Raw genomic sequence first — 11,571 nt, forward strand, 5'->3', positions numbered from 1 at the left:
ATCCCGCCCTCGCTGCCGACGACCGCGCCGCCGCCGCCGAACAGCAGGACCTGCCCGATCTCGAGACCGGACGCCGCGCGCAGCGGGGCCGACAGCCGGTGGAGTTTCACAGCGCGTCCTCGTACTCGCTCTCGACGGCGAGTTCGCGCAGCTCCTCGCGGAGCGCCGTCGCCCGCTCGGGCGCGAGACCGGGGAGGGTAGCGTCCGCACCGCGCGTGCCCGCCGTGTAGACCACGACGCTCGACAGCCCCGCGAGGCGTTCGACCGGACCGCGCTGGGTGTCGACGTTCTGTATCCGGACGAACGGCACCACCGACTCGACCCGGGTGAAGACCCCGCGTTCGAGGTAGATCGCGTCCTCTTGGACTTCGAAGCGCCAGATGCGGTAGCGAAGCAGGGCGTACCCAGCGCCGGCAAGCGCGAGTACGACCGCCGCCGCTGGTCCGACCCAGAACGCGAGCGCGAAAACGAACCGGTCGACAAGCCACGTGCCGCCGAGCCCGACGACGGCCCCTACCACGAGTTCGAAGACGACCCAGACGGTTCTGGCGCGCGGATCGAGCGACTCCATCGACCCCGACGGGGCGCTCTCGCTCATCCTTCGATCCTCTCGTGGAGACGGGATAACTTCCGGTGGTTCCGCGGCGGCACCCGCCGCCGGTTCGACCGATGCTACGTCGTCAGCTGAAGTCGCTGAAGGCGATCGAACCCTGCTCGACGATCGCCGAACTCTCCGGGACGTCGCCGTCCGGGGGCATGCTGCCCTCGGCGGGGCCACCGGGGCTCCCACAGACGACGCGACCGATCATCCCGAGCGTCTTGTGCGGGATGCAGTAGTAGTCGTAGGTGCCCTCGGTCTCGAAGGTGTACTCGAAGCTGTCACTACCGCTGATGGTGCCGCTGTCCCACGATTCCGCGCCCTCCGGGATGCGTCGCTCGCTCACCGATGGGTTGTCGGTCGTGTAGGACGTCGCGGAGTGCGCCCCGGACTCGATCACGAAGTCGACGGTGGTGCCGGGTTCGACGAACAGCCCGATCGGGTCGAAGTAGTACGTACTCCCGTCGGTGTACATCCCGACGGTCTCCGTTCCGCCCCCGCCGCCGCTCGTCGCCGCGGTGCCGTTCGCGCCCGTGGTCGAGCCGTTGGTCCCCGAGGAGGTCATCGCGGTGCCCCCGCCCGACTGGGTCGTGCTCGCACCGCCGCTCGTCCCCGTGCTGCCACCGCTCGTTCCCTCGCCGCTCCCGTTGGCACCGCTGCCGTTCCCGCTCTCGTTGCTCCCGCTCGAACAACCCGCGAGGGCCGTCATCCCCGCGACCGTCGAGATACTCGTCGCTTTCAGGAACGTTCGACGCTTCATGCGCCCGCTTGCTTCCCGACCATCATCAACACTTTGGATCGTCGGTTTCGGCCCGCGAATCGAGCGACGGCGGCGGAATTTCCCACCGATCGATCGTTGACATCTCCGGGCTCAGTCACTTGCGTAGGCCTGCTCGAACGGCCGGGGCGGGAGGCGGAGCTCTTCGAGCGCGGGGAGGTGTTTGATGTTGTAGAGCACTTTGAGTTCGTCGGAGACCGGGATGCCGTTACACGAAAGCCGGATCCCCCGTGATTTCATCTCCGGAGGCAACACAGTGTCGTTCGGCATCTCCAGTTCGCCCTCCAGCAGTGCGACCGCACAGTTCGCACACGCCCCGCCCCGGCAGGCGTAGGGCCAGGCGTAGCCGCGGTTCTCGGCGGCTTCGAGCAGCGACTCGCGGGGGTGGACCAGGAATTCGCCGTGGTCGGCGTCCGCGAGGTCCGCCGCCGCGGCGGTCTCGAACAGGTCCGGGTCGTCGATCCCCCAGCCGTGGTCGTCGAGCACCGCGTAGTTGAGGTACTCGACCCGGACCTTCTCCGGCTCCGTGGCGGTGGGTTCGTCGGCGGGGGCGTCCGCGATCGCCGGCTCGGCCTCGACCGACTCGCCGCTCAAGAGCCGTTCGTAGGCGGTCTTCACCCGGCGGAACTCGGCGGCCGACCCGCCGTGGTCCGGGTGGGCCTCGAAGACGCGCTCGCGGTAGGCCCGGCGGACCGCCGGCTCGTCGGCATCGGGGTCGAGGCCAAGGATCTCGAACGGGGACGCCACATCGATCGCTGGGTTGCGACGAGGAAAAACGTTTCCCGCCCGGCTCTACGGCGTGTCACGGCCGCTCTTCACCCGACTCACTCGGTGGCGTCGCCGAGGCCGAGCCCCGGATGCCAGCGGTCGGCCCCGGCCTCGCGCGCCCGCTCGTCCATCCGTTCGAGGTAGGTCGCCGCGAGGCTCGCGGTCTCGGCCGCGCGGGACTCGCCCTCGGTCCGGAACTCCCCGGTGACACGGTTCGCGTAGACCGTACAGACTGCACCCGCTCGGAGCCCGTAGAGACCCGCGAGGGTCAGGATCGAGCTCGCCTCCATCTCGATGTTCAACACGCCCGCCTCGCGGAGGTCGTCGACTAGGTCGTCGCTCCCGGCGGCCTCGAATCCCTCGAAGCCCGGCCGGCCCTGACCGGGATAGAAGCTGTCGGTGCTCGCGGTGACGCCGACGTGGTAGTCGTAGCCGAGCTCCTCGGCGGCCGCCACCAGCGCCGCCACTACCCGGTCGTCGGCGGTCGCGGGGTAGTCCTCGCGAACGTACTCGTCGCTGGTGCCCTCCTGTCGGACGGCTCCGGTCGTGATGACGAGGTCGCCCACGTCCATGCCGGGCTGGATCGCGCCGCACGACCCCACCCGAATGAACGTCTCACAGCCCACCCGCGCCAGCTCTTCGAGCGCGATGGCCGCCGACGGACTGCCGATCCCCGTGGAGGTGGTCGAGATCGGTGTCCCACGATGCGCACCCGTCGCGGTCCGGAACTCGCGGTGTTCGGCCACCAGCTCGAACTCGTCCCACAGGTCGACTATCTTCTCGACTCGCTCGGGATCGCCCGGAACGAGCACGGTCCTCGCGACGTCGTCGGGCCCCACCGCGAGGTGGTACTGGACCTCGTCGTTCGGGTCCTCGCTGTCGCCAGTCATTTCCCGAGGGTGTCCGCCGAGATGGCGTCGGGCAGGAGGTCGCCGAGTTCGTACTCGACGACGCCCTCGGCCTCGTCACAGACCACCCGGAAGTCGTCCTCACAGAACTCCGAGAGGGTCTGTCGGCACATCCCGCAGGGGAGCACGCCGTCGCGCTCGGAGGAGGTCACCGCGATCCCCGTGAACTCGCGGTGGCCGGTCTTGACCGCCTCCGAGAGTGCCACTTCCTCGGCGTGGAGACTGTTCGAGTAGTTGGCGTTCTCGATGTTGCAGCCCGTAAAAACTGTGCCGTCCGCCGCTTCGAGCGCCGCCCCGACCCGATACTCGGAGTAGGGGACGTGGGCGTTCGCGGTCGCCTCGCGGGCGGCGGCCAGGAGGTCCTCGTCGTCCATGCTCGTTCTGGCCGGCGCGGGATGAAATAGCCACCGGGACGACGGGCACGGTGGGAGTCGCGGGGCGGGGAAATCGTTACCCCGTCGCGACCCGATTCCATCGCATGTCCTGCCCGTATCTCAGCTACCGTGCGGCGGCCGGCGACCACGAGTTCGACACCGAGCGGGCGTACTGTACGGCGGCCGAGCGGTTCGTCGAGGCGATGCGTGCCGACATCTGTAACGACCGCTACGACCTCGATCACGAGAGTCACTGCGAGATCTACCGCGAGCACGCCGAATGAGCTACGATTCCTTTCTCGCGGGCGATCCCGTCATCGTGACCGCGGCGCTCACCGGCGGCGTCCACGGCAAGGAGGCGACCCCGAACCTCCCCGAAACCCCCGAGGAGATCGGGCGGGCGGCGGCCGCGGCGGAGCGAGCCGGCGCGGCGGTCGTCCACCTCCACGCCCGGCGACCCAACGGCGAGCGCACGTTCGACACCGAGCGCTTCCAGGCGATCGACGACGCGGTTCGCCGTCACGCCGACGACGTGATCATCCAACACTCGACTGGGGGAACCGCCGCACCCGACGCCGACCGCCACCAGCCGCTCCGGACCGACCCGGCACCCGAGATGGCCTCGCTCGACATGGGGCCACTCAATCGGTACGCGCATCTCACCAGCGAGAACACGCGCGGGCTGGTGGACTCGCTCTACGACGAGATGCACGAGCGAGGCATCAAACCCGAGTTGGAGGTCTTCAACGACGGCCACCGCAACGAGGTCTTCGGACTCCTCGACCGCCGTGACCTCGCCGACCCGGTCTACGCCACCCTGATCTTCGGGCCGGGCACGCTCACTCGTCCCACGCCGCGAAACTTCCTGACCGCGATCGACGACCTCCCCGAGGGTGCCACGTTCAACACCTTGGGATTCGGTCGCCACCAGCTTCCGTTCGCGACGATGGGGATCCTCTTCGGGGGGCACGTCCGCGTCGGACTGGAGGACAACGTCTACTACCGCCGTGGCGAGCTCGCCGCGTCGAACGCCCAGCTGGTCGAGCGCGTGGTTCGGGTCGCGAACGAACTCGGGCGACCGGTCGCAACGCCCGCCGAGGCCCGAGAGATCCTCGGGCTTCGCGGTGCGTAAGTTCTCGAAACTACTTGAACCGGAAGGTTTCGAGGTTCTTCGGGGCGAAGGTCCGCATGTTGTAGTTGTGATAGAGTGCCGAGGAGAAGTCCTGGACGCTGCGTTCGTCGCCGTGGACACAGAGCACCTTCTCCGGACGGGGGTTCATCGTCTTCACGAAGTTCTCGAGCCCCTGTCTGTCGGCGTGGCCGGAGAAGCCGTCGACGGTCTCGACGTCGAGTTCGAGGCTGAGGGTGCCACCGCGCCCGCGCCCGCCGTTCATCGGGACCTCGTCCCAGCCGTTCTGGATCCGGCGGCCGAGCGTGCCCTGGGCCTGGTAGCCGACGAAGGTCATCGTGGTGTCCGGATCGCCGCCGAGGTGTGAGAGCCAGGACATGATCGGCCCGCCGGTGACCATCCCGGAGGTCGAGAGAATGATCGCAGGATCGCCCGCCGCGATCTCCTCGCGTTCCTCCTCGCCGGCGTCGATGTGGTTGAACTGGGGCGAGAGGAACGGGTTCTCGTCGTCGTGGAAGATACGGTCCCGGAGGTCGTCACGGAGGTACTCGGGGTAGGTCGAGTGGATCGCGGTGGCCTCCCAGATCATCCCGTCGAGGTGGATCGGCATCTCCGGGATCTTCCCCTTGCGCATCGCCTCCTCGACCACCAACATGATCTCCTGTGAGCGGCCCACGGCGAACGCCGGGATCAGTATCTTCCCACCCTTGTCGTGGGTCTCGTTGATCACGTCGATGAGCCGCTGCTCGGAGTCGGCCTGGTCGGTCTGGTAGTCGTTGCGGCCCCCGTAGGTCGACTCCATCACGAGGGTCTCGACCCGCGGGAAGTCGTTGACCGCGCCGTTGAACAGCCGGGTGTCGTCGTAGTGGATGTCGCCCGAGAACGCGACGTTGTAGAAGCCGTCGCCGATGTGGAAGTGGGCGACCGAACTCCCGAGGATGTGGCCGGCGTTGTGGAGGGTGAGCTTGATGTCGGGCGCGATGTCGGTGACGTCGCCGTATTCGACAGGGATAGTGTGTTTGACCGCCTCGCGCACCATCGCGCTCTCGTAGGGCGGGGTGCGCCCCTCCTTCGAGGCGACGTCGAGGTAGTCGAGCTGGAGGAGCCCCATCAGGTCGCGGGTCGGTTCGGTTGTGTAGATCGGGCCGTCGTAGCCGTACTTGAACAACAGCGGGATCAGCGCGGAGTGGTCGAGGTGGGCGTGGGTCAGGACCACCGCGTCGAGCGAGTTCAGCGGGTTCGCCTCGGGGATCTGGAGGTAGGGGGTGTCGTCCGAGCCCGGTTTGTCCCCACAGTCGATCAGGATCCGTGTCTCGGGTGTCGAGAGGATGAAGCTCGCCCGGCCGACCTCCCGACAGCACCCGAGGGTCGTGATCCGGACCCACTCGTCGTCGGACATCTGGTCGCGGTGGATCTGCCGCCCGACGCGTTCGAGGATGTCGCGGCGTTCCTCGCGCTCCTGTTTGAGGAAGCTCCGGACGTTCGAGACCGTCGAGGACTCGATCGGTGGGGTCCGGACGACCTCCGGCGTCCAGCCGACTTTCTTGGTTATCTCGCGGAGGGTGGAGCCGTGGCGACCGATCACCATGCCGGGTTTGGCGGCCTGGATCACGACCTCGCCGGTGTCCTCGTGGAAGTCGAGCTCCGAGACGTCGGCCTTGTCGGGGATCACGTCGAGGACCGCCGCGCGGGCGTCGGCCTCGGGGGTGAGGGAGTCGGGTTCGGGCCGCACCGTGATCCGCTTTCGGAGCTGGCCCGCGAGGTTCCGCACGAGGTCGCCGTTGCGTGCGAACTCCTTCGGGTCCCGTGTGTAGATCACGAGCTCGGGACCCTCGTAGGTCACGTCCGTCACGGAGATCCGGTCGGGGAGCTGGTTCGTTATCGTCGACTCGATTTCGTCGAGCTGTTTGTCTACCGTACTCATACTGAGACTCGGGTCATGTGAGAGGATGGTCGGTGTATCGTGGCTCTACGCGTCCGACCCGCGACCCGCACCGGCGACGCCGCTGGTGGGTCGTCGGTCGTCGGAAACGCGACGCGTATAGCATACGATACACTCTGGAGGTTGTTCGGCCCGTACGGGCCCGTGGGTTCGGGTCTCGATGCGCTTCGGCACTGTGAGGCCCGAAAACCCGCGTGTACCCTCGGGTATAGGATGTGGATTATAAAACCTTTCGCAAAAGAGCCACCCGAGCGCGTCGCGTGGGTCGACCCATGCGACTCACACCCGCGGCCGTGGCGGCCGAACGCGACTGGACCGTCGAGCGCGCCCCGCGAGTGGTCCCCCTCGTCAACGAGGTCCGTACCGACCTCGGGGCGGCGTTCGACACCGAGGTCGGACGCGTGACACGGGACGAGTACCGCCGCGCGGTCGACGACGTGTTCGCCGATGGCGACCTCGCGGTGAACGTCGCGGCTCTCGTTCGCGTGCTCCGCGAGCTCGACGTCGAGGGCGACTACCCGGGCTTCGTGGTCGACGAACTCCTCGGACGCGAGCTCGCGGGGATGGTCGCGGGGACCCAGCCGCTCCGCCTGCTCGGCGAGGCCACCTTCCACTACGCCGACGTCACGACCCACACGGCGGGACCCGCGGGACTCGACGACCTCGACGCCGCGCTCGCGGCGGGGTTCCAGACACGGCTCCCGGGTTGGGAGTGGACCGAACGCGAGAGCCCGTTCGCGGTCGAGTAGTGGTCTCAGGCCTCGGTCGCGGACGATTCGCCCTCCTCTGCGGGGGTGGCCCCCGACCCGGCTCGCCGCCGGTTCGAGAGCGCCAGCGCGGCGAACAACACCCCGCCGACCGCACGGAGCGCGAGGTCGAAGGTCAGCGGTCCGAACCCGGCGTTCGCGCCGAGGAGGGTTCGGACGGGGTTGAACAGCAGGGCGGGGGCCATCAACAGGACGGCGGCGACCGCGAACGCGGCCCGCTCGCCACGCGAGACGTCGGTGTAGAGGAAGCCGATGACCGTCGCGGCGAGCGCGACGACGCCGAGGAAGACCCCGACGATCGGGACGGCGACCTCCGGGACGAAGTAGCCGACGTCGAGCACGTCGGCGAGCCCGAGGACGTGGTAGGCCTCGTCGGCGTCCGCCGGCACGCCCGAGGTCCGTCGGAGCAACGCGATCCCCGGGACGAAGACGAACGCGAACGGCACGATGACCTTGTTGAGCGAGAGCGAGAACGCCTCGATCCCGGTCTGGAAGGGGTCGGACTTCGCGATCCCGGAGGCGGCGTAGGCGGCGACCGCGACCGGCGGCGTGATGTCGGCGATCACGCCGAAGTAGAGGATGAACAGGTGCGCTGCGAGTAACGGGACCTCGAACTCGGCGATGGCGGTTCCGAGCAGCGAGACCAGGATGATGTAGGTCACGGTGGTCGGCATCCCCATCCCGAGGATGATCGACGAGATGGCGGTGATCACCAGCAGGACGACGAGCGACCCGCCCGCCACCGAGAGGATCAACGACGTGAGGTTCGGGCCGAGGCCAGTGGTGCTGATGACGCCGGGGATGACGCCCGCCGCGGCCACCGCGATGACCACCGGGGTGGCGGTTCGTGCCCCCGACTCCATCGCCTTCACGAGGAACGAGCCGTAGCCGAGCGCTCGGTTGTCGGCGAGCGACGACCGCCCGACCGAATCGGCCACGTTCTCGGTTGCCTCGTCGACCTGGGCGTCGTAGTTCAGCAGCGGCGCGGCCGACCGAGGGCGGGCGAGCAGGGTCAGCACGCTCACGGCGATGACGATCCACCCGAGGTCGCCCGCGACCGCCGCGGCGGCGGCCCCGGGTGCCATCCCCGCACTGCCCGCGCCCGTCACCGCGCCGACGATCCCCGTGCCGGCCACGAGGTGGGCGACGAACTCGCCGCCGACGACGGCCCCAATGACGCCGAGCAGGGGCCAGCGCGTGCGCTCGTTGTAGGCCGCGACCAGCGCGACCAGTGCGGCGATGGCGACGACGGTGTACCACGCCGAGCGCGCGACCGTCAGCCGGACGCCGATGAGGTAGTAGAGCAGCAATCCGAGCGGCAGGAGGTAGAACCAGCCCCGCCGGAGGTGCGAGCCGAGCCCGACGAGGTCGCTGGGGTCGACGCCGCCGAGCCCCATCCGGGAGGCTTCGAGGTGGACCATCACCCAGACCCCGAAGAAGAACACCACCGCGGGAACCAGCGCCGCGACGATCACGTCCGCGAACGGGGTGCCCGTGTACTCGACGATCAGGAACGCCGCCGCGCCCATCACCGGCGGGAGGATCTGGCCGCCGGAGGAGGCCGAGGCCTCGACGCCGCCTGCGAACTCGGAGCGATAGCCCGTGCGCTTCATCAGCGGGATCGTGAACGCCCCCGTGGTGACGGTGTTCGCGATCGACGACCCGGAGATCATCCCCATGAAGCCGGAGGCGAGGATCGACGCCTTCGCCGGGCCGCCCTTCCGCCGGCCGGTCGCGGCGTAGGCGAGGTCGATGAACCACTGGCCCGCGCCGCTCATCTCGAGGAACGCCCCGAACAGGATGAAGATGTAGATGAACTGCACGCTCACCTGCACCGGGACACCGAAGACGCCGTTCGCGGTGTTGTACCAGAGGTTCTGGATGATGTCGGCCCAGCCGACCTGCTGGATCCGCCCGAGCACGCCCACGATGGGGGCGTCGCCCGGGATCAGGTAGCCGTACCGCGCGTAGACGATGAACGACCCGACGATCCCCATGAGGTAGACCCCGAGGGTGCGCCGGGTGGCTTCGAGCACGAGGAGGATCCCGATCGCCCCGAGCACGAACGCGTAGGAGACCTCGTCCAGTGGGATGCCGAGCGCCGAAATCGCCTGCACCGGCAGGTCGAGGAACGGGTACACCTCGTCGATCGTCTGTCCGGAGTCCAGCCCCAGCGACCGGAGGAGGTTGATCTCCTCGAACTCGGTCAGCATGTAGAGGGTCGTGAGCGCCGAGAGCACCAGCAAGACCGCGTCGACGGGCGTCACGCGGTTGCGGTCGGGGTCGAGCAGGAGCCATCGGACGCCACGACGCACGCCGCGCACACCGCGCGTCGCCGGATGGTCTGTACCGAGACGGGTTTCGAGCCCCGGGACGACCCGGGCCAGCCGTTTCGACAGCGCGCCGTCGCCCTGGCTCGCCGGGAACAGCAGGAAGGTGAGGAGCAGCCCGAAGGTGACGTGGATGCTGTTGACTTGGAGCGACTGGAGCGAGCCGGGGCCGACCTCGCCGACGAAGGGCAGTGTGACCTCGAAGAAGAACCCGCGGGCGGCGAGCCAGAGCTGGTAGGCCGAGAAGAGCACGCCGACGGCGAGGACGACCAGTGCGGCGGTCCCTCGTAGCGAGCGCCGGCGTTCGAGCTCGTCGATGAGCTCCTCGGGGTCCTCGGTCGTCTCGTCGGTCCGGTCGTCGTTCGGGTCGTCGGGTGGTGTATCGGTACTCATCGGTTGAACTCGTCGAGGGTGGTCGTCAGCATCGAGCGCCGTTCGATCGAGAGCCGGACGCCGTCGCCATCGGAGAGCGCCACGAGGTCGTAGTGTTCGTCACCAACGCGGAGTCGGTGGCCGGCGACGGAGCCGGGTTCGACGTAGAGCTCCTCGTAGGTGCCCGGGGGATCGAAGACGAACCACTTGCCCTCCCGGGTCACGTTCTCGCGTGCGGGCAACCCCCAGCCGTAGGACTGGAACTCCATCCGTGTCATCTCCAGCGAGCCGTTGTGGACCCGGTAGATGTCGTGGACGGGGGTCTTCTCCACGCTGTGGGTGTAGTTGAGCATCACCGGCGTGCCCTCCTCGACCGGCGTGGTGAGCAGCTGCTCGCCGGTGTCGGCGTCCGCGACGACGAGGACGTTCCCGCCGGGCGTGGCGGCGGCGACGGCGGTGACGGCCACGACGGCCGCTATGGCCACGACCGCTAGACCGACCACGCGTTTGGCTCGCCGGTTCGTCATCGACTCGATTCCCGTGCCGTCATTTCTCGGTCAGGTGCATGTGAGAGGTATGGAGAGAGACTCGCGACCGCCGTCCCAGCCCGCTCAGGAGCTGGTCGTTCCGCCGCCCATCCCGGTTTCGGCGGTGCCGCTCGTGCCGCCGGTCGTGCCGCCCATTTCGGTCCCGCTGGTTCCGGAGGTCCCGCTGGCGTTGCCCGACCCGCCGCCGGATTCGAAGTAGGCCGCCGCACCCGGGTGGAGTTCGATCGACATCCCCTCCTGTGCCGAGCCCGCGCTGATGAACTCGGTCTTTATCGTGAGGTCGGAGACGTTGTCGAAGACTGCGGCGGTGACCGTCTCGACGGTCTCCTCGGGGACCTGGGTGGTCGTCGCGATCATCGCCTGCACGGAGACGGTGGGCTTCGGTTCGCTGACGCCCTGGTAGGTCCCGCCGGGGATCCGGTCGTCCGCGAAGTAGTCCGCGGCCTGTTTGACCTGCTGGCGTTCCTCGCCCTCGATCGCCACGATCCCGATCGAGCTGGTCTCGGCGAGCTCGGCGATCGCGCCGACCGGCCACCCGCCGACGACGAACGCCGCGTCGATGTCGCCGTTCTGGATCTGTTCGGCGGCCTGCGAGAAGTCGGTGTTCTGTTCGGAGAAGTCGGTGACACCGACGGCTTCGAGGATCGCGTTCGCGTCGACCTGGGTCCCGCTCCCGAGGTCGCCGGTGTTGATCGTCGCGCCGCTGAGGTCCGAGAGCGACGCGATGTCGCTGTCGCCGGGCGTGACGACCGTGATGGTCTCCGGGTAGAGGGTCCCGACGCCGCGGAGGTTCTCGATCGCGTTGCCCTCGAAGGCGTCGATGCCGGTGCCGTTCTTCGCGAAGAAGGCGACGTCGTTCTGGATCAGCGCGAAGTCGGCGGAGCCGTCCGAGAGGCTGCCGACGTTCTCGACCGACGCGCCCGTCGAGCGCACCTGGAGGCTGAAGTCGGTGTTCGACTCGACGACCTGTTTGATCTCGTTCGAGAGGGGGTAGTACGTTCCACCAGTTCCGCCCGCGTCCCAGACGAGCGCGTTGCCGCCCCCACCGCCCGAGCTC

12 protein-coding genes are annotated in these 11,571 nt (G+C 68.5%); 3 read left to right on the forward strand and 9 right to left on the reverse strand.

Annotation, left to right across the window (positions count from 1 at the left end):
* Positions 1–106: 106 nt before the first annotated feature.
* From D3261_RS18760 to cdd, 5 genes are all read right to left on the reverse strand, one after another.
* Positions 107–571, reverse strand: a complete 465-nt coding sequence (locus D3261_RS18760) for a PH domain-containing protein (RefSeq protein WP_192927996.1) — start codon at positions 569–571, stop codon at positions 107–109.
* Positions 572–680: 109 nt separating this feature from the next.
* The gene (locus D3261_RS18765) at positions 681–1,358 is read right to left on the reverse strand and encodes a plastocyanin/azurin family copper-binding protein (protein ID WP_120075034.1); all 678 of its coding nucleotides are present in this window, start codon (positions 1,356–1,358) and stop codon (positions 681–683) included.
* A gap of 111 nt (positions 1,359–1,469) precedes the next feature.
* Positions 1,470–2,123, reverse strand: a complete 654-nt coding sequence (fer, locus tag D3261_RS18770) for a ferredoxin Fer (RefSeq protein ID WP_120075036.1) — start codon at positions 2,121–2,123, stop codon at positions 1,470–1,472.
* Positions 2,124–2,200: 77 nt separating this feature from the next.
* Complete coding sequence (locus tag D3261_RS18775) at positions 2,201–3,034, reverse strand: nucleoside phosphorylase (RefSeq protein WP_120075038.1); 834 nt, start codon at positions 3,032–3,034, stop codon at positions 2,201–2,203.
* The gene (gene cdd, locus D3261_RS18780; protein WP_120075040.1) at positions 3,031–3,426 is read right to left on the reverse strand and encodes a cytidine deaminase; all 396 of its coding nucleotides are present in this window, start codon (positions 3,424–3,426) and stop codon (positions 3,031–3,033) included. The genes D3261_RS18775 and cdd overlap by 4 nt, the downstream gene beginning before the upstream one ends.
* 104 nt (positions 3,427–3,530) lie before the next feature.
* On the opposite strand from cdd, the gene D3261_RS18785 reads away from it, so the two are divergent.
* Entirely contained in the window at positions 3,531–3,710 is a 180-nt protein-coding gene (locus D3261_RS18785; protein WP_199694072.1) for a hypothetical protein, read from the forward strand.
* Complete coding sequence (locus D3261_RS18790; protein WP_120075044.1) at positions 3,707–4,558, forward strand: 3-keto-5-aminohexanoate cleavage protein; 852 nt, start codon at positions 3,707–3,709, stop codon at positions 4,556–4,558. Before D3261_RS18785 ends, D3261_RS18790 begins: the two co-directional genes overlap by 4 nt.
* 10 nt (positions 4,559–4,568) lie before the next feature.
* Here D3261_RS18790 and D3261_RS18795 read toward each other — a convergent pair whose 3' ends face one another.
* Positions 4,569–6,479 (reverse strand): beta-CASP ribonuclease aCPSF1, encoded by a 1,911-nt coding sequence (locus D3261_RS18795; protein ID WP_120075046.1) that lies wholly within the window; start codon positions 6,477–6,479, stop codon positions 4,569–4,571.
* A gap of 290 nt (positions 6,480–6,769) precedes the next feature.
* Between D3261_RS18795 and D3261_RS18800 the strand changes: the two genes are divergently transcribed.
* A complete protein-coding gene (locus D3261_RS18800) occupies positions 6,770–7,246 on the forward strand; it encodes a hypothetical protein (RefSeq protein WP_120075048.1) in 477 nt (158 codons plus the stop codon).
* 5 nt (positions 7,247–7,251) lie between these two features.
* Here the strand turns inward: D3261_RS18800 and D3261_RS18805 are convergent, their stop codons facing one another.
* The 3 genes from D3261_RS18805 to D3261_RS18815 form a co-directional block, all read right to left on the reverse strand.
* Positions 7,252–9,987: a TRAP transporter fused permease subunit gene (locus D3261_RS18805; RefSeq protein WP_120075050.1), complete on the reverse strand. Its 2,736-nt coding sequence runs from the start codon at positions 9,985–9,987 to the stop codon at positions 7,252–7,254.
* Positions 9,984–10,493: a DUF1850 domain-containing protein gene (locus tag D3261_RS18810; protein ID WP_120075052.1), complete on the reverse strand. Its 510-nt coding sequence runs from the start codon at positions 10,491–10,493 to the stop codon at positions 9,984–9,986. Before D3261_RS18810 ends, D3261_RS18805 begins: the two co-directional genes overlap by 4 nt.
* An 84-nt stretch (positions 10,494–10,577) precedes the next feature.
* On the reverse strand, positions 10,578–11,571 hold a 994-nt coding region (locus D3261_RS18815; protein WP_120075054.1), incomplete at its 5' end, for a TAXI family TRAP transporter solute-binding subunit.

Source organism: Halococcus sp. IIIV-5B, assembly GCF_003602035.1.
Taxonomy (GTDB): Archaea; Halobacteriota; Halobacteria; order Halobacteriales; family Halococcaceae; genus Halococcus; species Halococcus salsus.